Here is a 19862-nt window from a genome sequence, read left to right as displayed (position 1 = left end):
GCCGGCCTCACCCCAGCGGATTGTTCCGCCGCACTCCGCGATACATGCCCCACCGCACGATCCACGGCATCACGATGCGCTCGACCGACCACGCCGGGAACCGGAACGCGTGGCCGGTGGGCAGAAACACCTCCAGCCCGTCGCGTTGCGCGCCCACCAGCGAGCCCCACCGGCGCGTCGGCGCCCGGTAGGCCCCCGGCCGCCCGCCGCTGAGCTCGGCGCGCACGTTGCGGGCCACCAGGGCGTCCCCCCGGTTGCGGGCCGAGCTGCGCAGGGGATCGGTCGCCGCGACGTCGCCGACCGCGAAGACACCCCGGTGACCGGGCACGCGCAGCTCCGGCGTCACGCGCACGAAGCCGCGCTCGTCGAGCAGCTCCGGTGGCAGCCAGCCGGTGTTGGGCCGCACCCGCCCGATCGCCCACAGCACCGCGTCGGCGCACGCCGGGGGCTGCCCGGTGCTCCAGCGCACCGGCTCACCGGTGATCTCGTCGCCCGCGAACCCGTCGGGCAGCACGGCACGATGGCCGGGGTGGATGCCCACGCCCAGGCGGTCGAGTCGTTCACGAATCCGGGCCCAAATCCGGGGATGGTGCCCCTCCAGCGCGGCGTGCCCGGGGAAGTACAGGTCGATCCGCTTCCCCGGCCAGGTGGTGGCCATGTTGAGCGCGCTGCTGACCGCCGCCGCGCCGCCGCCCACGACGATGATCGAGTCGGCCGCCGCCAACCGGTGATGCGCGGCGCGCAGCTCCGCGCCGACCTCGGCCGCCGACTGCAGCGTCGGCCGGCGCCAGAAGCCGTTGCTCACCCCGGTCGAGATGATCAGCGCGTCGTACTCCTCGGCCAGCGCCGAGCCGTCGGCGCGTTTGCCCACGACGGTGCGGGCGGCCAGGTCCACCCCGGTCAGCTCGGCCTGCACCGTCCGGACCCGGTCCAGGCGCCGGAACCTGTCGAACGGAATCCAGTAATCGCGCGCCCAGTCGTGCGGGCGGGACAGCCGCACGCCGAGTTCCTGCCCGCTGACCAGCGCGGGCTTGGCGGAGATGCCGACGACGTCTGCGTACCCGGAGAGCCGGATCGCCGCCAGGACACCGGCGTCTCCGAGCCCGGCAATGACGACGCGCTTGCGGTTCATGCCGTTATCCTGCCTGGGACGAAATTCAGGGCCGACGGCCGCTCGACCGATTGCCAGGAGCACGCCACTTGATCGTCTCGCCCAGGAGCGGCCGCGCCGAATGCATGACCGGCGTGCAGTGGTCGATGCCGCCGCGCGCGCGTGCCGCGCTGCGCGCCGCCGTGCGGGCGTCGGCCCCCCGTCCGTCCGCCGCCCGGCGGGCCGCCCACGACTTGCGGACGCCGGGTTTGTGGGCGGCGGTGGTCGCGGAGATCCGGTGGGCGTTCACCCCGCCCCGGACCTGGCTGATGGGCGTGGTCGCCAATGTGATGTTCGCCGCGGCGTGGATGCTGGTCCAGCCGCTGACGATCGGGCTGCACCACACGGACTGGGTCATCCTGGTGGGCACCTACTTCTCGTCGTGGGTGCTGGCCGACGTCACCACCACCAACCTGCTCGGTGCCGACCACTACCGCGTCCGGGAGGCACTGGCCGACGGCGTGCCCGTCGGGCGGATCCTGCTGGTCAAGAACCTTGCCCTGCTCGCGATCGTCGGGCTGCCCACCGTGGCGGCCGCGGTGGTGTTGACCCTGTGCCTGGAGACGCCCGGACGGCTGGGGATCACGATTCCCACTGTCGCCGTGCCCCTCCTGTCCTGGCTCGGGTTGGGCAACCTCGTCTCGGTGCTGTACCCGGTCGGCGTCGAGCCGCTGACCCGGCGGTGGCGGCAGCGCGGCGACCGGCGCCGCACCGTCGGCTGGCTGGCCGCGCTGGCGCTGCCGTACGCGGTGTACTACGTCGCCGATCCCATGAACGGGGTCGAGCACAAAGTTCTCTGGTACCAGATTCCCTCGTTGATCTGGCCGGTGTTCGGGCGCGACACCAAGAGCTTCGTGCACCTGGCCATCGCCACGGCCATCTGGGTCCTCGGCACGGTCGGCGCCCTGGCGTGGGTGCGCAGGCGCGGGGTGGCGATCAGGTGACCGGTCATCGCCGGGGCTCGGCGTGCGCTGCGTCGCGGGCCGCGATGTAGCCGTACACCAATCCCTGCGCGATCGTCGCACCCGCGCCGGGGTAGGTGGTGCCGAACGCGTTGGCGGCGGCGTTGCCGATCGCATACAGCCCGGGGATCGCGGTGCCGTCCTCGCGCAGCACCCGCGCTCGTTCGTCGGCCGTCAGCCCACCGCAGGTGCCCAGGTCGCTGAGGGCCATCTTGACCGCATAGAACGGACCCTTGAGCAGTGGACGCAGGTTGGGGTTCGGTGTGACGGTGGGGTCGCCGTAGTACCGGTCGTAGGCGCTGCGGCCCCGGCCGAAGTCGAGATCCTGCCCCGCGGAGGCGCTTTCGTTGAACCGGGTCATCGTCGCAACGAACTCGTGGGCCGGAACACCGATGAGCGCGGCCAGTTCGGAGAGGCTCTCGGCGCGCACCGCGATGCCCGCGCCGTACCACGATTGCGGAATCGGCATGCGCGGAAACAGTTCGGCGCCGAAGACGTAGCCGTTGCGGTACTGCTGATCGAAGACGATCCACATCGCTTCGACAGGGGTGCCCGACCGCTCTAGATCAAGTAACCGTTGACCGAACGACATGTAATCCGAGGACTCGTTGGTGAATCGGCGGCCGTTCTGGTCCACGATCAGACAACCCGGCAGCGACCGCTCGGCCAGCATCACCCCGGGCGGCTTGCCGGGCAGCGGCGCGATGGCGGGGAACCACCACGCCTGGTCCATCAGATCGATGCCGGCGCCCACGTCCTGCGCGGCGCGGATTCCCTCGCCGGTGTTGGTCTCAGCGCCCAGGCTGAGGTTGGCTTCCAGCGACTCGGTCTGGAACTTCCGCCGCATCTCCATGTTGTGGTCGAAACCGCCGGTGGCCAGCACCACGCCGCGCCGGGCGGTGATCGCCACCTCGCGGCCGTCGTGGCCGACGACCGCGCCGGTCACGCGGTCGGCGTCGCCGGTCAGGCGCAGCAGCGTGGTGCCGGTCCAGACCGGGATGCCGGCGCGCAGCACTCCGGCGAACAGGCCGGCCGCCAGGGCCTGGCCGCCCGCCGCGTAGCGGCGGCCCAGCAGCCGCCCACCCAGTCCTTGCGTCACCCGCTTGGCGAACGTCGGGATGCCGCGGCGCGGTACCCGCGCGACCAGATTCATCCAGCGATAGTCAGCGCCCGTCGTCGGTATTGAGAAGCCGGCCTCCAACACGCCGGGCCGCAACCGGGTGCGGTATTCACCGAGGATCGACGTGTCCAGCGGGTGGCACTCGCAGGTGCGGCCCGCGGCGCTGCCGCCCGGCTCCTCGGGGTGGTAGTCGGAGTAGTCGCGAGCCCAGAACAGGCGCAGGGCAGTCGTGCGGCGCAGCATGTCGACCGTCGCGGACACGTGCGCCAGGAACGCGGCCGAGCGTGCCGCGGGCGCCGACCCGGCGACCACCGCGTCCAGGTAGGTGGCGGCGCGCTCGGCGGTGTCGTTGGCGCCGGCCTCGCGCAGCACGGGACAGGCGGGCAGCCAGAGCGCACCGCCGGAGCGGGCCGTCGAGCCCCCGACGAACGGCGACTTCTCGACGATCAGCACTGAGAGCCCGCCCTCGTGCGCGGCCAGCGCGGCGGCCATACCGGTTCCCGAGCCGACCACCAGCAGGTCGACGGTGGTGTCGGTCGCCGGTAGGCCGGCCGGGATGGTCGCGCTGCGCGGGCTCACGCTGTGAACGGTATGCCGGGCGGGGTGGCAGAGGAAGAGGCGGGAACAAGTGGCCCCACAACTCCGGCAGCAGGCGTTAAATCAATGCCTATGACGATGCAGTCGGAAGCCGACGAGGTTCGGCTCATCGAAGCGCAGCCCGCGCCCGCCCGGTTCGCCCGCGGCTGGCACTGCCTGGGCCTGATCCGGGACTTCGGTGACGGCAAGCCCCACCCCATCAACGCCTTCGGGCAGAAGCTGGTCGTCTTCCGTAGCGGGGACGGCGAGATCAGTGTGCTCGACGGCTACTGCCGACACATGGGCGGTGACCTCTCGCAGGGCGAGGTCAAAGGCAACGAGATCGCCTGCCCCTTCCACGACTGGCGCTGGGGCGGCGACGGCCGATGCAAACGGGTGCCCTACGCCAGACGCACGCCGCGGCTGGCCCGCACGCGGGCCTGGACGACGCTGCAACAGGACGGGATGCTGTTCCTGTGGAACGACCCCGAGGGCAATCCGCCGCCGCCCGAGGTCACGATTCCACGCATCGAGGGTGCGACGAGCAACGACTGGACCGACTGGCACTGGTACACCACCGTGGTGGGAAGCAACTGCCGCGAGATCATCGACAACGTCGTGGACATGGCGCACTTCTTCTACATCCACGGCTCGCTGCCCACGTATTTCAAGAACATCTTCTCCGGCCACGTGGCGACGCAGTACATGAACGGCGAGGGCCGGCCCGACCTCGGCGGCACGGTGGGTGCCGAGATGCTCGGCACGACGTCGGTCGCGTCCTACTACGGCCCGTCCTTCATGATCGACGACCTGACCTACCACTACCGGACCGGTGACGCGCATTCGATTCTGATCAATTGCCACTATCCGATCGACGCGAATTCCTTTGTGCTGCAGTACGGCATCATCGTGAAGAAGTCGGACGCCATGCCCGCCGACCAGGCCATGCAGACCGCGATCAAGCTCGGCGACTACATCAAGCTGGGGTTCGAACAGGACGTGCAGATCTGGCGGCACAAGGCGCGCATCGACAATCCGCTGCTGGTCGAGGAGGACGGGCCGGTGTACCAGCTCCGGCGCTGGTACCAGCAGTTCTACGTCGCCGCCGCCGACGTGACGCCGGACATGGTGGACCGCTTCGAATTCGAGCTCGACACCACCCGCCCGTACGAGGCGTGGATGAAAGAGGTCGAGGACAACATGGCGGCCCAGGCGGCCGCCGCGGGTCCGCGATGACGCTGGATTCGTCCGTCAGGACGGACAACCGGCTCGACGAGATGCCGATGGCGCCGGTGGTGTGCCGGGACTGCGGCGCCCGCGTGCTGGCGCGCAAGAGCACCTGGAACCAGACCAGCGTGCAGTGGAATGCCGACGCGACGGCCCGGTGCGTCGAACTCGCCGAGGCGCGCAAGATCTCCGGGCACGGGGGCCGATGCGTGTTCCTGGCGTGCTCGGCGCTGAGCGCGTCGATCGTGGACGCGGTGCGCCGGGGCGCCCTGGCGATCGTCGACGGGGCCGGCGGTCAACGACCGTAGCTCGAGGGATCGAGCGCGCGCCGCCGTCGAACCAGGGGGTCGCGTCCGAGGCCTACCCCTCCGGCACTTCACCCTTATGCCGCGGGCAGTAGGCGTCGATGCTCGCGCCGACGAAGTAGCCGGAGTGAAACTCCGGCAACCCACTGCTCTTCATGATGTCTTCCATCACATCCATCGGTGTGGCGCCGTTGTCGAGCTTCACACATACGAAATGACCGGCTTCGATTTCGTGTCCGGGAGATACGTTGTCGCTGATGCCTTGGGCCTTCAGCTTCGCCACGAACTTGTCGTCGGTGCTGTCGGCATGAGCGGTAGGCGCTGCGGCCGTGAGACCAATCACCACGATCCCCATGGCTAGTTGCAGACGGGTAACCATTTTTGGGTGCTTTCAGATGTGAGATATCGCGCTGACACCAAGTTAAGCCGCCGGGGACTGATTGGTTCGAACTTTTGGAGTAATTCTGGCGTTCGGTGCGACCGCGCTTCCAGCCGGAAGACTGGTTGTACATGTTTTGTTCACTTGACGGCTAACCGCGGGTTGCGAACGTTCCGCAGCCTTAACGCCATTCCCGCGCTGACATACGTTGGGTCGCAACGCCGGGGGCGCCGCCCCGGCACGCGCACAACAGATTCCCAGTTCACCATAAGGTCAGCCGTGCTGTTTTCTGCGGCGGAGTGGGATACCATCTGAGCCGGCCGAGGTCGATTTCGAAATGGCGGTCGAATTCGGTGGCGGCTGCCTGAATAGCCCGTCGAAATGGCATGGCTACAGGCGCGGCGACCGTGGTTCAGCTTCCAGCCGAGGGAAGTAAGAACATAGGGAACTGTGTTGAAAGTCAACCGATTTAGTGCCTTGCCGTGTGTCTTGGTTACCGCCGCGCTGGTGTTGTCGGGGTGTGACAGCAACAAACAGGCAAGTGCGCCAAGCTCATCGACCGGTTCGCCACCCCCAGCGAACGTGAGTTGCGGCGGGAACAAGACGCTCAGGGCCAGCGGATCGACGGCCCAGGCCAACGCGATGGCCCGGTTCGTGAATGCGTTCGAGCAGGCCTGCTCGGGCCAGACGCTCAATTACACGGCCAATGGCTCCGGCGCCGGAATCAGCGAGTTCATTCGCAATCAGACCGATTTCGGTGGGTCCGACTCACCCCTGATTCCGGCGGAGTACGCCGCCGCCCAGCAACGCTGCGGCTCGCCGGCGTGGAACCTACCGGTGGTGTTCGGCCCGATCGCCATCACCTACAACGTCAACGGCGTCACTTCGTTGGCTCTCGACGGTCCGACCGCGGCCAAGATCTTCAACGGTGCCATCACCACGTGGAATGACCCCGCGATCCGCGCGCTGAACTCGGGTATCACCTTGCCCGCCGAGCCTATTCACGTCGTGTCCCGCAGCGACTTGTCCGGGACTACGGACAACTTCCAGAAATATCTCGATACCGCCGGTGGTGACGCGTGGGCCAAGGGTGCCGGAAAGACGTTCAACGGCGGCGTCGGCGAGAGCGCCATGGGCAATGACGGTACCGCCGCGGCCGTCAAGCGCACGGAGGGCGCGATCACTTACAACGAATGGTCGTTCGCCCAAGCGCAACAGCTCAACATGGCCAGGATCATCACGTCGGCCGGTCCGGACCCCGTCTCGATCAGCGCGGACTCGGTGGGAAAGACGATCGCGACGGCAGGCGTCATCAATAAGACCAACGACCTTGTTCTCGACACGATCTCGTTCTACCGGCCAAGCCAGCCCGGCTCATACCCGATCGTGCTGGCGACCTATGAGATCGTCTGCTCGAAGTATTCCGATCCCCAGCTCGGTATGGCGGTAAAGGCTTTCCTGCAGAGCACCATTGGCGCGGGCCAAACCGGCTTGGCGGATCATGGGTACATCCCCATTCCCGACGCGTTCAAGAGCAGGCTATCGACGGCGGTCAACGCCGTTTCCTGATCGATCAACCTGGGCCGCGGATCGGCCGGCGCGGCGGCCGTAGAAGCTACCGTCGCCCAGCGAGATACCGCTGGCGTAGCCCCACGCGGCCAGCCCGGCGGTGCAGCGGCCGGCGGCGAACAGGCCGGGGATCGGTTCACCGCTGACGTGGAGCACCTCGGCGTCCAGCGTGGTGGCCAGACCGCCCAATGTGAAACCGCCGGTGTTCTCCCGCAAGTCGATGGCGCCGACCGGCGAACCGATGGGCTTGAGCCACTCAGGTTTCTTGTGCAGCAGCGGATCCTCGCCGCGGGCGGCACCCTCGTTGTAGGCGGCGACGGTGGCCTGCAGGCAACCCGGTGCCAGACCCATGTCGCGCTCCAGGTCGGCGACGGTGTCGGCCACCCACGTCGCCTCTCTCAGCATGAATTTCGGGGACCACGATGCCATCGCCTCCTGCTGGGCGTCGTCGTCGATGATCAGGTAAGCGGTGTTGTCCTGCTGGTAGAGCGTGAGTTGGCCGACGCGGCCCGGATAGGTGTCCTCGGCGACGTAGCGCTGGCCGCGGCCGTTGACCAGGATCCCGCGCACCAGCTGTTGGGGGTCGATGAAGATGGCGACCTCGGTGGCGTCCATGTGCGCCAAATCGGCGCCGAGTGCCTGGGCCATGCGGATGGCCTGCCCGTCGTGCTGCTCGATCGAGGCGGCCGGGCGGCCGGCGATGCGCGGGGCGTAGCGGGCCACCATCGCGTCGTTGTAGGCGAAGCTGCCGGTCGCGAGCACCACACCGGTGCGGGCCCGGACCGTGATCTCGGTGCCGTACCGGCGGGCGCGGATGCCGACCACCCGGCCGTCGGCTTCGACGACGAGGCGTTGCACCCGCACGTCGTAGAGCGCGCGTGCGCCAGCAGCGGTGGCGGTCTCGACGAGGGGCTTCATCAGCATGTAGCCCGCGCTGGCTTCGCCCTGCTTCTTGTTGGACATCTGCGGGACGTGGCCGCGCGGGGCGGGGGAGGCGATCGTGTTGAAGGGGTAGGCGTTTTCCCCGCCGCTGTACATCAGGCCCTGGTCACCCATGGGTTCCCACCCGGGTTCGGAGAAGAACTCGGCCTTGAACGGCACGCCGCAGCCGAGGAGCCAGTCGAAGTGCGCGACGCTGCCCGCGCAGTAGTCGGCGATGCGGTTCGCGTCGGCGCCGGGTCCCATCGCGACATTGAGGAACGCCGCCATGTTGTCGACGGAATCGTCGAAGCCGCAGGCTTTTTGCAAGGGCGTGCCGCCGCCGAGGTAGATGAACCCGCCGGCCATCGCCGCGGCGCCGCCCCAGGATCCGGTGCGTTCCAGTACCAGCACGTCGACACCGGCGCGGGCGGCTTCGACCGCCGCGGCGGCCCCGGCCACCCCGTAGCCGGCGATGACGACGTCGGCCTCGTCATCCCAGGAGGTGACCGAGGAGGCCGGGACCGGGGTGACGTCGGAATCGGGCGTCATAACCGCATGGCCGCGGGCATTTCGCCGATCCACTGGTGTCCCCAGTAGCTGTCGGCGGTGATTTCCTCTGCGGTGTAATAGGTTTCGTCGACACGCATGCCGTCGGTGCCGAATTCGATGTCCCAGTCACCGGGCGCGCGGACGTAGAACGAGACCATCTTGTCGTTGGTGTGCCGGCCCAGGGTGGAGGACAGCTGAAAGCCCTCGGCGTTCACCCGGTCCAGCGCCTGCCCGACGGCGTCGAGGCTGTCGACCTCGACCATGATGTGCACCAGGCGCGGGTCGCGCTGGTGTGCGGCCGGCACGATCGCCAGGCTGTGGTGGCGTTCGTTGATGCCCAGGAACCGGACCCGCACGGGCCCAAACTCTTTGGGCAAGGGCACCCGGAACGCGCCGCGGGCGCGGAACCCCAGCACCTCGGTGTAGAAGTCGAACAGCCCATTGGGGTCGGTGGCGGGTACGACCACGTGGCCCATGCCCTGGTCGCCGGTGACGAACCTCGCGCCGAACGGGGTGACGACGGGGCTGTGGTCGAGCACCGCCCCGTGGAACACCTCGAGCGTGGTGCCGGCCGGGTCCTCGAAGGTGATCACCTCTTCCACCCGGCGGGACTCCGCCTGGTCGGTGGACAGTTGCTTGAACGGGGTCCCGGCGGCGTCCAGGGTCGCTTTGACCCGTTGCAGCGCCGGGCGGTCACGCACCTCCCAGCCGACGGTCAGCACCCGGTCGGTCTCGCCGGGCACCACGATGAGCCGGGCCGCGCGCTCGTCCATCCGCAGGTACAGCGCCTCCGGGTCCGGTCCCTTGCCCTCGGCGAAACCCAGGACACTGAAGGCGAAGTGCCGCCAGCGGTCGATGTCGTTCGTCGAAATGGTGATGTAGCCAAGGCTTTTCAGGTCGGTCAACGTGCTCTCCTAGATCAAAGCCCGCAGGGGGCCCTCGGGCGGATCGATACCCAGCGAACTCAGGGCCGACGCGTGATAGGCCGTGCCGGGCATGTGGATGGCGTGCAGTTGGCCGACATGCACGTCGCGCCAATACCGTTGCAGCGGCTTGTCCATGCGGGCGGCGTTGCCGCCCGAGCGGGCGAAGATCTCGTCGACCGCCGACACCGCGCGCCACACCGCGCGGATCTGGGTGCGCCGGCCGGCCGCGCGGTCGGCGAACGAGACCTCCTTGCCGGCGGCGACCATGTCGTAGATGCGGTCGGCGTTGGCCAGCAGCTCCTGGCGGGCGGCGTTGATGTCGGCGGCGGCCTCGCCGATGGCGTACATCACGTACGGGTCGTCCTTGATGGCGGTTCCGGTGGCGCCCACGCGCTCCCGCTGGTAGTCCAGGTGCGCGGCCAGCGCGCCCTCGGCGATGCCGATGGTCGCCGCGGAGATGCCCAGCGGGAACATCGTCGACCACGGCATCAGATAGAGCGGCTCGGTCATCCCGGCCTCGCGCTGGGCGGTGCCGTCCATCACCTTGGTCGCGTCCATCGTCCGGTACGACGGGACGAACGCGTCGGAGACGATCACGTCCTTGGACCCGGTGCCGCGCAGCCCCACCACGTCCCACGAGTCCTCGACGATCTCGTAGTCCTTGCGCGGCAGGATCATGTGCAGCATCTGCGGCGGCATGATCGGTATGCCCTTGTCGTCGCCGAGCATTGCGCCCAGGATGATCCAGTCGCAGTGGTCGGTGCCGGAGCTGAACTGCCAGCGGCCGTTGAACAGGTAGCCACCGTCGACGGGCTTGGCCACCCCCTGCGGCGCGTACGGCGAGGCCATCCAGGTGTCGACGTCGTCGGCCCAGATCTCGGCGGCGACCTTCGGGTCCGCGTACGCCAACTGGTAGGGGTGCACGCCGACCACGCCGACGATCCAGCCGGCGGCCGGATCCAGCGCCGCGGTCGCCATCGTCGTCTCGGCGAACTCGCGCGGGTGCACCTCGAAGCCTTGATACTGCTTGGTTTGCAGCAGCCGGATCAGGCCGGCACCCTTCATCAGCTTGACGGTGTCGTCGGTGAGCCGCCCGATCCGCTCGGCCTCGGGGGCCTGGTCGCGCAACTGGTCCGCCATCGCCACGACCCGGTCGAGTAACCGTTCGCTCATGTTGGTGTCCTTTACGTCTGGGGCTTAGTAATGGTCTACCGCAGTTCGTGCCTCAGCCGAAGCCCTTCCCGATGAGCGGAAGCAAAAGCCTCAGAATCGAATGCACGATGCGGCGCTCACGGGCCGGGCCCGGCCCGCCAGGATCAGGCCATCCAGTCGGTCGTTCGGTTCGATGACGTCGTTTTCGCGATGATGTCGACCTCGCCTTCGACGACCGTCGCCACACAGCACCCAAGGGATGTCGAAATCCGCGGTCGGCGCTGCGTGACGGGTGTTGCCGAGGTGAGTGACCTCGAGGCTGTAACGGGTGCCGTGGCCGACGGCGTCATGGCACTGGGGCGCCTCGACATCGTCGTCGCGAATGAGGAATCACGGTCGCCGCAGAAGGCGTGTTCATCGTCCGCGCCGAGCCGCCGCGGTGACCGTGACCCGAGGCTCACGGGCGATCGGTGACGGCCTCCGCCGAAATCCGATGCTGGTGTCGGTCCACCAGTTTCAGGGCACGCGCGGCCTTTGCCGGAGCCATCGCGGTATGCGGAGCGCGTGATCCGCTGTGCTGCGCTGGTTGTGGGGGTGACTCGGCGGGCTCGTCGAGTTCCGGGTCATCGGTGAGCGGTGACTCCGCGTCCCGGTGACCCGACCGCAATCGATTGGTGGCCGCGACGGCGAGGACGGCGGCCGCGGCGGTGCCCAGCCCCTGGGCCCAGCCCACGGGGCCGACCGGTGTGCAGCCCACGAGTTGGCTGATTCCCGGGGTGGTGATCATCGCGGCGAACGCGGCGAACGAGCCGGCCGCGGTGAGCAACACCAGAGGTGCGTGTGAGTCGACCACCGTCTGGCCGAGTTCGACGGCGACCAACGAAATCAACGCGACAGTGGAGGCCCGCTGCGGCAGTCCGGTGACCGAGGCCAGCGCCCAGGCCGCCGTGGCGGAGACGGCGGTGATCGACCCGCGCGCCGCCACGGCGCGGCGCAGTGCGCGTTCGTCGATGCCGCGCCCGACGCGCTGCACCGGCCCGGCGGGCGTGCTGACGGCGACCGCGGTCGCGGGCAGCGCGTCGGTGAGCATGTTCATCAGCAGCAACTGGCGGGTGTTCAGCGGCGAGGTCCCGGTGATCGCGGTCCCGATGACCGAGAAGATCACCTCACCGGCATTGCCGGCCAGCAGCCCGGCCACGGCCGCCTGGACCCCGCGCCACAGCCGGCGTCCCTCGTCGATGGCGGCAACCAGCGTCTCGATGCGGCCGTCGGTCAGCACCACGTCGGCGGTCGTGTGCGCGGAGTCGCTGCCGCGCGCGACCACACCGACCCCGACGCTGGCCGCCCGGATCGCGGCGGCGTCGTTGGCGCCGTCACCGACCATGGCGCACACCCGGCCGGAGCGCTCGAGGGTCTGGACCACCTGCACCTTGTTCTCCGGCGACATCCGGGCAAAGATCACCCGGTCGCCCACCGCGCGCACCTGATCCGGCCGTGACAGGGCGTTCCACTCGGCTCCGGTGATCACCTGGCCGGCGCTCACCGGCACGCCGAGCTCGCGGGCGATCGCGGTGGCGGTGACGGGATGATCGCCGGTGATCAGCCGGATCGCCACGCCCCGGTCGGCCAGGTCGGCCAGCAACTGAGGCGCCTGGGGGCGCGGTGTGTCCGACAGCCCCAGGAATCCGGTCAGCGTCAGCCCCCCGCCGCACAGTTCGGTGATGCCGTCGGGGTCGTTCCGCAACGACCGCGCCTGCGCCGCGCTGAGGCGGCGCTGCGCGACGGCGATCGTCCGCAGTCCGGCGGTCGTCAGGGCGGCGACCGCGTCCTCCACCTCCCCGCCGACGTTCGGGCACGCCGCCAAGACCACTTCCGGCGCGCCCTTGACGGTCAACTGCGTGCCCGTCACCGAGGCCGAGAAGGCCCGGCCGGACCGGAACGGCAGATGCGCGTCGGGCTCGGGTCGCGAACCGGAATCCGCCACCGCATCCGCCGCCTTGACGATGGCTTCGTCCGTGGCGTGGACGTGCGGGTTGCCGTCGTCGGCGGGTGCGGCCCGGGCGGCGCACCGCAAAACGTCGTCGCGGGAATGCCCCGCCATGGGGCGCACCTCGGCGACGCGAAGGCGGTTCTCGCTCAGCGTCCCGGTCTTGTCGAAGCAGACCACCTCGACGCGGCCGAGCGCTTCCGCCGCCCGTGGCACCCGCACCAACGCCCCGGCTTCGCCCAGCCGCTGCGCCGACGCGGACTGGGCCAGGGTGGCCATCAGGGGCATGCCCTCGGGGATGGCCGCCACGGAGACCGCGATGGCGCTACTCAGCGCCTGGCGCAGGCCGCCGGCGCGGAGCAGGCCGAGTGCACCGACCGCGACGCCGCCGCCCGCGCTGAAGGGGAACGCTCGCCTCATCAGCTGGCTGAGCTGGTGGTGCAGCCCGACGGTCGGCAGCTCACCGGAGGCGAGTTCGGCCGCGCGACGCGTCTGGGTGTCGGCCCCGACCGCGGTGACCACCGCGACGGCGGTGCCCGCCACCACGGTGGTTCCGGCGTAGATCATGCAGCGACGTTCGGCCAGTTCGGCCCCCGGTGTGGCCTCGACCTGCTTCTGCACGGACAGGGATTCACCGGTCAGCGACGATTCGTCGACCTCCAGGTCGTGCGCCTCGATCACCCGGGCGTCGGCGGGCACCACCTCGTCGCTGCGCACCTCGATCACGTCGCCCGGCCGCAGCCGCTCGACGACGACTTCCCGGTAGCGTCGCGCGTCGGTCACCAGCCGCGCCGGCGGGGCCTGCTGGGCCAGCAGCCGGTTCAGCCGCTTCTCGGCCTGCAGCTGTTGGTACGTCGACAGCATCGCGTTGCCGGTCAGCACGGTGCCGACCATGACCGCGTCGGTCGGCGATCCCAGCAGCGCGGTCGCCGCCGAACACAGCCCGAGGATCGGCGTCAACGGGTCACCGGTCAGCTCGGCGGCGGCGGCCCTGGCGAACTCCCACGCCGCGGCGGGGAACCCGGTGCCGGCTTCTGCGGGTTCGGTTGCGGCAGAACGCTCGTCGGGGTCACGCAGCGCCGCCAGCACCTCGCGGGCCTGCTCGGCCGACATCGCATGCCACTCGTAGGCCGGCGCCGGCCGGGGTGTCGGGGTGCGAATCGCGCCGCGCGCCAACAGGTATCCCGACAGCATGCCCGCGACGGCGCCGACGGTCACCGGGCCGGGCCCGCGCAACCTGCGTACCCCGGGCACCATGAACAGCGCGCCCAGCGCCGACGCGCCCACCGATATCGCGATGCCCTGCCGGCTCGCCTCTCGCGCCGCGGGCAACGCATGCAGCACCAGCCAGGCCGCCGCCAGGTCCTCCATCATCAGGTCCGCATTCCAGGGCGGCGGGGTGTCGGCGCTCGGCCTGATTCCCAATGCCACGTCGGCTCCCGAAAGTGCTTGTGCGCCGGACGAAGACAGCACCGCGACGGTGTGCCCGTCATGTTGCAGTCGCGACACCGCATCGGCGAGCTCATCATCGATGCCGCCGTTGCCGACCGGGAGGACGTCGTCGAACGCGGGGCGCAAGTCGCCGAGCAGTTCGGTGTCGACCGACACCAGGCGTGCGCCGGAGTCACGCGCCCGGGTGATCAGGGCCGACGCGAGCGGGTGGGCGGCCGGTGCGATGAGCGCCTCGACCGGCTCGTCGATCGAGGGTGTGTCAACCCGGTGCCAGCCCGGGGCCGCCCCCTCGTCGAGCAGTTCCTGGGCGCGCGTCCAGGCGCTGAACAGCTCGCCGTCGCGGGCGCCGCGCACGCGCACCACCCGCATCGCCTCGCCGCACAGCACGCGCGGATCGATCAGCAGCGCATCGACCTTGTCGAGCCGGCGCAAACCCTCCGGCCGCAGCGGCAGGACCGCGTGCCGATCGGCCAGGCCGCGTCCGAGCGTGGCCGCAAACGCCTCATGCGAGGTGCGCATCGCCTTCGGCGAGGCCGCCAGCGCCGCGTTCGAAGCCATCGTGACGTTGCGGGTGAGGGCCCCCGTCAGGCCGACACCGATCAGCTGCGCCCACGCCACGCGTTTCCCATGACGGTCGACCGGGCCGGCCGGCGCGGGAACCGGGCGCGGTAGGCGGTGCATTTCCGGCTCGTCGGCATGCCGGGCCAGTTCCGGCTCATAACGGGCCCATGCCCGCGCGGCGGCCCGGCACTCGGCCGCCCGGAAAGCCTGCATCGCCAGGTCGACCGACAGCTTCGCCGGCGACAGCGTGACAACATGGGCGGCGGTGCCGAACAGCGACAACGCGGTGTTCGTCGCGCCTGGGCCGATCCCTGCCTCGAGCGCACGGCGCAGCCACGGTTGATAATTCGCGATCGCGGACACCGCCTCGACGGCGATCGGGGCCGCCGGCAAGCGCAGGGCCCGGCCGGCTACTGCGACCGCGAACCCGGCGGCGTTGACCGCTACCATCGCGCCGCGGGCCGCCAGCAGCAGACCGTCACCGGGCAAGCTGTCGCAACGCGCGGAATCGGTGGTCCCATCGTCCTTTTCGACGGCGTCGAGCGCCGCACAGAGGTCGTCGGGGGACGCCCCGTCGTCGATCTCGACGACCACCCGCGACAGCGGACGGTTCAGGACGGCATTCGTGACGCCGGGCTGTGCCCGCAGCGCGGCAACGGCGGCCCGGCCACGCGCCGCCCCACCGGTGCCGTCGAGGCCGCGGACCTCGATCCAGATGCGGCCGTCCCCTCGCCCGCAACGCCGGGTCAGCGTCGAGCGGGAAACCTCGCCCGAGAGCGCCTTTGCGCCCGTCCGGACGGGCAGGGCGACGACATCAAGGCCGGCGGCGGCGAGTTTGCCGGCCGCGTCGCCGAGTCCCGCGGCGGCCCCGAGTCCGGTCGACATGACTCGCAGCGGCGAAAGCTGTCGCACCCGCAACCCCTTTCCCGCACCTGACGAATGGTGGCTACGCGGTCATCCGCGAGGGAGGCCGCCGACCGACGTTGGCCGCGACCGAAAACCCGACCAACCTAACCCGCGGTCAACGCTCCAGCAACTTGAGATGAATCCGCGTAACGATCATGTAAAAACTGGTCGCAGCTGTTAGGAGGCTTCGATCGAAATCTTCGGGCCGCCTGATCCATATATTGAGCAAACCCAATGGGCCGTCGTGGTCACGCCTGATGATGGTCCGCCGCACCAATCCCGACGATGATGAGGAACCATGACCGACACCGACGACTTGTCCATGCGGCTGCGCCGACTCGAGGACGAACGCGACATCGCCCGGCTCATCGCCTCGTACGGACCGGCGGTGGATGCGGGGGATGCCGACGCGGCCGCACGGTTGTGGGCGCCCGACGGAATCTATGACGTCGACGGCTGGCGCATGGAGGGCCGGGAGCAGGTGCACGCCATGGTGCAGTCGTCGGCCCACCAGAAGCTGGTGGCCAAGGGGTGCTGTCACTTCCTGGGTCCGTGCGTCGTCACCGTCAGCGGCGACACGGCGGAGGCGGTGTGCGAGTCTGTGGTTCTGATCCGAGACGGTGATGGCTACCGGGTATGGCGTTGCGCCGCAAACCATTTTGCGCTGCTAAGGATCGAGGGCGAGTGGCGGATCGGCGTTCGCACCACCCGCGTCCTGGACGGCAACCCCGACGCGCACGCGTTGTTGACCAGAGGCCTGACGGGCTAGCCCGCGGTTCGTCGAAATCGACGTCAGCGCCAAGGCTTCTCGCACTTTTTCGCGCTGGCGTCGATCTCGAGGGGGCGTGGGCGCCTAGGCCCGCGAGAGAAACGCCAGCACGACGCTCTCGAACGCCTCGCGGGCCTCGATCATCGCCCAGTGCCCGGAGTTGGGGAAGATGTGCAGCTCCGCGTTGGGGATGGTGCGCATCGGGATGAGCGCCATGTCCGGCGGGCTCACCCGGTCGTCCCGTCCCCACGTCAGCAGGGTGGGCGCGGTCAGCTTGTGCATGACGGCCCACGGCATCGGGCGGTCGGAGGCTGCCATCGCGGCGTTCATCGCGGCGAAGGCCGCTTTCCCGTACATGCGGCGCGCCGCGGCCAGCGTGTCCGGGTCGGTGGCCAGCTTCCAGCGTTCCCCGATCAGCTCCTCGGTGATCAGCGCCTGGTCGTAGACCATCGACTTGAGCCAGTCGACCAGCCGCTGCCGGGTGGGGTCCTCGACGAACTCCTGCAGCAGCCGGATGCCCTCGCTGGGGCTCGGGCTGAAGATGTTGGTCCCGATGCCGCCGATCGTCACCAACCGGTCGACGCGGTCGGGGTTGTGGGTAGCGAAGTTGATGCCGACCCCGCCGCCCATCGAGTTGCCGACGATGTGCACCTTCTTGACATCGAGCGCGTCCAGGAAGGGCGACACGGTGCCGAACGCGGTGACCATCGGGTGGCCGCCGAAGTCGTCACTGACGCCGAAGCCGGGAAACTCCAGGATCAGGCAGCGGAACCGCTCGGCGAATGCGGGCAGGATGCCGCGGAAGTTGCGCCACCCGGTGACGCCCGGGCCGGAGCCGTGCAGGAACAACAGCACCGGGGCGGACTCCGGTCCGGTGTCGTAGTAGCGCAAAGCGCCCTTGGGAGTGCTGATTTCACGCAGGTCAGGTTGCGCAACGGTGTCTGCCACGGAAGTCACCTTGCCATGCCGCGGCCAGACGGCCCCACGGGGTTCCGCGGGCCCCGTCTAGTCGTGGCTGGGCTCGCTGCAGTTCAGCAGCTCTTTGAGCGCGGCGGGGAACGCGTCGGCAAGGTCCCACAGGTCGGCGACCAGGTCGGGGCAGGCGATCAGGCCCACGCCGAGCCGTCCGTTGAGCGACATCACGGTGATGTTGAGCGCGGCGCCGGCGATGATCGGACCCAGCGGATACATGGCGTCGAGTCGGCAGCCCAGGAAGTAGAGCTGTTCCTGCGGGCCGGGCACGTTGGACATCACCAGGTTGTGTGGCGGTTTCTCGGGCAGCGGGATGCGTGGCAACAGCTTCATCGCGGCGCCGAACATCGTCTGCCCGGCCACCTGCGTCCAGTCCTGCAGCAGGCTGGGACCCAGGGCGGCGGCGTGATCCTTGGCCGCGGCGTTGCCTGCCGCGATGCTGCGCAGTCGTTGCCCCGGATCGTCGATGTGCGTCTCCAGCCGGCACAGCATCCAGGTGGTCTGGTTGCGGCCCGGACGGTCCGATTTGCCCCGGACCGAGACCGGCACGCTGGCCACCATCGGGGCGTCGGTCAGTTCGCCCCGATCCAGCAGGAACTGCCGCAGCGCCCCCGCGCACAGCGCGGTCACCACGTCGTTGACCGTGACCCCGAACCTGGTTTTGACCTTCTTGACGTCCTCCAGGTCCAGGTTGGCCAGGGCGACGTTGCGGCGCTTGGTGAAGCGTCCGTTGAACGGCGTCGGCGGCCCGGCGAATGGGGCCGCCATCGTGTGCCCACCGCCGCGGGCGCGCAGCACGGTTTGGGCCAGCGTCAGTGCGGTCGCCGGTATCACCTTGGCCAGGCGCCACGGCCGCAGCCCGGCGGCGAGCAGCCCCGAGGCGGCGATCTGAAGGGGATTCGCCGCGCCGGATCGGGTGGCGGGTGCGGGCGCCGGGGCGTCCGGCACGCTGCTGCACAACTGGGCCAACAGGTTGGCCCCGCCCACCCCGTCCACCACCGCGTGGTGCACCTTGAGGACGACGGCCAGCGCCTCGTTGCCGTGCAGGCCCTCGATCACCCACATCTCCCACAGCGGTCGATCGCGATCGAGCGGGAGCCCGGCGACGTGGCCGCAGATCTCCGCTAACTCCCGGGGGCCGCCGGGGGCGGGGACGGCGGCCCGGTGCAGATGGCGTCCGAGGTCGAAATCACCGTCGTCGGTCCAGACCGGGTGGTCGAAGTTCAGCTGGCTGTCGGCCAGCTTGAGACGGAATTCGGGCACCGCGTCCATTCGCGCCGACAGCGCTTCGCGCAGCCCGTCGAAGGTGTAACCGCCCGGCATGGTCGACGGGTCCAGCTCCAGCACGCAGCAAATATTCAATGGTTGCGTCGGTGATTCCAGGTACAGGAAGAATGCGTCTAAGCCGCTCAGTCGTTGCATATCCGCTCGTCTCGTCGGTGCGCTATGACCGCTGGTCATACAGCATGCGCTCAGCCCCGGATCCGACCGGCGAACGCAATCAGGATCAACCGCAATGTCTAGGTGTGATTTCTATCTGTAGCCGTTGAGCGGCCGACGGCAAACATTGTCAGCCAGACATTCAACGGAATCGCCACGGCCGTTCACCTCCGGCGCGCCATGGCCGAGTTCGGGGCCGCCCAGTCGGTCGAGACCTTCCGGTGGCTGATGAGCCAGGTGTCGCCATCGCGCACCAGGGTGTCGCGGTAGCGGCCGGCGTGGTCGAGTCCGACGTGGGTGAGCACGGTGAAGTACGACGACACATGCGCCGTGTCGCGATCCAGCCCGGCGAACAGCACGTTGGTGACGATGTGCCGGACGATCGGCTTGACGCCGGGCTGCCGCGCGACGGCGACACCACGCAGGAACGCGGCGATCGCCGTTCGGCCCCGCAGCGGCTCGGAGCCGCGGATTTCCAGGACGCCCTCCGCGCAGAACGTCTCGGCGAGGCCGTCCACGTCGCCGGAGTCTCCCGCCCAGTTGTAGCGGGCGATGGTGTCGCGGATCCGCTCTCGGGCGGACAATTCCCACATCTCCACCGCGGTGGCTCCGTTCTCGCGCCGGGTCGCCGGACTATGCCGGAGCCTAATCCGTGGAAGATCCCTCGGGGGCGGGTCTTTGCGGAAGCCGCGCTGTCAGTGGCGCTTTCGCGGTCGTGGCGGCTACTTCACGAGGTGAGGGCGGAGGCCGCGGGGGGCGGCCGGGACCACGCCGTTGAGGTCGAAGACCGCGATCAGGGCCCGCAGCAGGGCGGGGGACCAGTCCTCGAAGGGCTGGGCGTCGATCCGGTCGATGACTTCAGCGCGCAGGTAGTCGATGCCGATGGCCTGATCGCTCATGGCAGATCCCGATCCGCGGGGTCCGCTTCGATCCTCAACG

At 69.5% G+C, this 19862-nt stretch carries 16 protein-coding genes; 5 read left to right on the top strand and 11 right to left on the bottom strand.

All coding sequences use genetic code 11. The annotated features are described in order from the left end of the window. Nucleotides 1-7: 7 nt before the first annotated feature. Nucleotides 8-1132, bottom strand: coding sequence for an FAD-dependent oxidoreductase (locus AWC03_RS26235; RefSeq protein WP_085243622.1), 1125 nt, complete (start codon nt 1130-1132; stop codon nt 8-10). A 68-nt stretch (nt 1133-1200) separates the two neighbouring features. Between AWC03_RS26235 and AWC03_RS26230 the strand changes: the two genes are divergently transcribed. After that, nucleotides 1201-2094: a hypothetical protein gene (locus AWC03_RS26230; RefSeq protein WP_420845701.1), complete on the top strand. Its 894-nt coding sequence runs from the start codon at nt 1201-1203 to the stop codon at nt 2092-2094. Nucleotides 2095-2098: 4 nt separating this feature from the next. Here AWC03_RS26230 and AWC03_RS26225 read toward each other — a convergent pair whose 3' ends face one another. Next, a complete protein-coding gene (locus AWC03_RS26225) occupies nt 2099-3811 on the bottom strand; it encodes a 3-ketosteroid-delta-1-dehydrogenase (RefSeq protein ID WP_085243621.1) in 1713 nt (570 codons plus the stop codon). 90 nt (nt 3812-3901) lie between these two features. On the opposite strand from AWC03_RS26225, the gene AWC03_RS26220 reads away from it, so the two are divergent. Further along, nucleotides 3902-5044 (top strand): 3-ketosteroid-9-alpha-monooxygenase, oxygenase component, encoded by a 1143-nt coding sequence (locus AWC03_RS26220; RefSeq protein ID WP_085243620.1) that lies wholly within the window; start codon nt 3902-3904, stop codon nt 5042-5044. Next, nucleotides 5041-5343: a ferredoxin gene (locus tag AWC03_RS26215; protein WP_085243619.1), complete on the top strand. Its 303-nt coding sequence runs from the start codon at nt 5041-5043 to the stop codon at nt 5341-5343. The genes AWC03_RS26220 and AWC03_RS26215 overlap by 4 nt, the downstream gene beginning before the upstream one ends. A gap of 52 nt (nt 5344-5395) precedes the next feature. Here AWC03_RS26215 and AWC03_RS26210 read toward each other — a convergent pair whose 3' ends face one another. Beyond that, nucleotides 5396-5719 carry a DUF732 domain-containing protein gene (locus AWC03_RS26210; protein ID WP_085243618.1) on the bottom strand — a complete coding sequence of 108 codons (324 nt, stop codon included), beginning with the start codon at nt 5717-5719 and terminating at the stop codon, nt 5396-5398. A gap of 453 nt (nt 5720-6172) precedes the next feature. On the opposite strand from AWC03_RS26210, the gene pstS reads away from it, so the two are divergent. Beyond that, complete coding sequence (gene pstS / locus AWC03_RS26205) at nt 6173-7288, top strand: phosphate ABC transporter substrate-binding protein PstS (protein ID WP_085243644.1); 1116 nt, start codon at nt 6173-6175, stop codon at nt 7286-7288. Here pstS and AWC03_RS26200 read toward each other — a convergent pair. The 4 genes from AWC03_RS26200 to AWC03_RS26180 form a co-directional block, all read right to left on the bottom strand. After that, complete coding sequence (locus AWC03_RS26200) at nt 7259-8758, bottom strand: FAD-dependent oxidoreductase (protein ID WP_085243617.1); 1500 nt, start codon at nt 8756-8758, stop codon at nt 7259-7261. The two genes, pstS and AWC03_RS26200, sit on opposite strands and share 30 nt — an antisense overlap. Beyond that, entirely contained in the window at nt 8755-9663 is a 909-nt protein-coding gene (bphC, locus tag AWC03_RS26195; RefSeq protein ID WP_085243616.1) for a biphenyl-2,3-diol 1,2-dioxygenase, read from the bottom strand. Before bphC ends, AWC03_RS26200 begins: the two co-directional genes overlap by 4 nt. A gap of 9 nt (nt 9664-9672) precedes the next feature. Then, complete coding sequence (locus AWC03_RS26190) at nt 9673-10857, bottom strand: acyl-CoA dehydrogenase family protein (protein ID WP_085243615.1); 1185 nt, start codon at nt 10855-10857, stop codon at nt 9673-9675. A gap of 436 nt (nt 10858-11293) precedes the next feature. Further along, entirely contained in the window at nt 11294-15721 is a 4428-nt protein-coding gene (locus AWC03_RS26180; protein ID WP_085243614.1) for an HAD-IC family P-type ATPase, read from the bottom strand. A gap of 319 nt (nt 15722-16040) precedes the next feature. Between AWC03_RS26180 and AWC03_RS26175 the strand changes: the two genes are divergently transcribed. Then, nucleotides 16041-16511, top strand: coding sequence for a nuclear transport factor 2 family protein (locus tag AWC03_RS26175; protein ID WP_085243613.1), 471 nt, complete (start codon nt 16041-16043; stop codon nt 16509-16511). Nucleotides 16512-16595: 84 nt separating this feature from the next. Here AWC03_RS26175 and AWC03_RS26170 read toward each other — a convergent pair whose 3' ends face one another. The 4 genes from AWC03_RS26170 to AWC03_RS27340 all read right to left on the bottom strand — a co-directional run bounded on the left by AWC03_RS26170 (nt 16596) and on the right by AWC03_RS27340 (nt 19822). Next, complete coding sequence (locus tag AWC03_RS26170) at nt 16596-17468, bottom strand: alpha/beta fold hydrolase (RefSeq protein WP_420845700.1); 873 nt, start codon at nt 17466-17468, stop codon at nt 16596-16598. Between the two features lie 48 nt (nt 17469-17516). After that, on the bottom strand, nt 17517-18905 hold the full coding sequence (locus tag AWC03_RS26165; RefSeq protein ID WP_085243611.1) for a WS/DGAT/MGAT family O-acyltransferase: 1389 nt from the start codon (nt 18903-18905) through the stop codon (nt 17517-17519). Between the two features lie 182 nt (nt 18906-19087). Beyond that, nucleotides 19088-19522, bottom strand: a complete 435-nt coding sequence (locus tag AWC03_RS26160) for a nuclear transport factor 2 family protein (RefSeq protein ID WP_085243610.1) — start codon at nt 19520-19522, stop codon at nt 19088-19090. 123 nt (nt 19523-19645) lie between these two features. Further along, nucleotides 19646-19822 (bottom strand): hypothetical protein, encoded by a 177-nt coding sequence (locus AWC03_RS27340; protein WP_158090007.1) that lies wholly within the window; start codon nt 19820-19822, stop codon nt 19646-19648. Nucleotides 19823-19862: the final 40 nt, after the last annotated feature.

It is taken from the genome of Mycobacterium europaeum (assembly GCF_002102155.1).
Classification (GTDB): domain Bacteria; phylum Actinomycetota; class Actinomycetes; order Mycobacteriales; family Mycobacteriaceae; genus Mycobacterium; species Mycobacterium europaeum.
The sequence above is the reverse complement of the archived record's forward strand: the minus strand, read 5'-3'. Positions and strand labels throughout refer to the sequence as shown.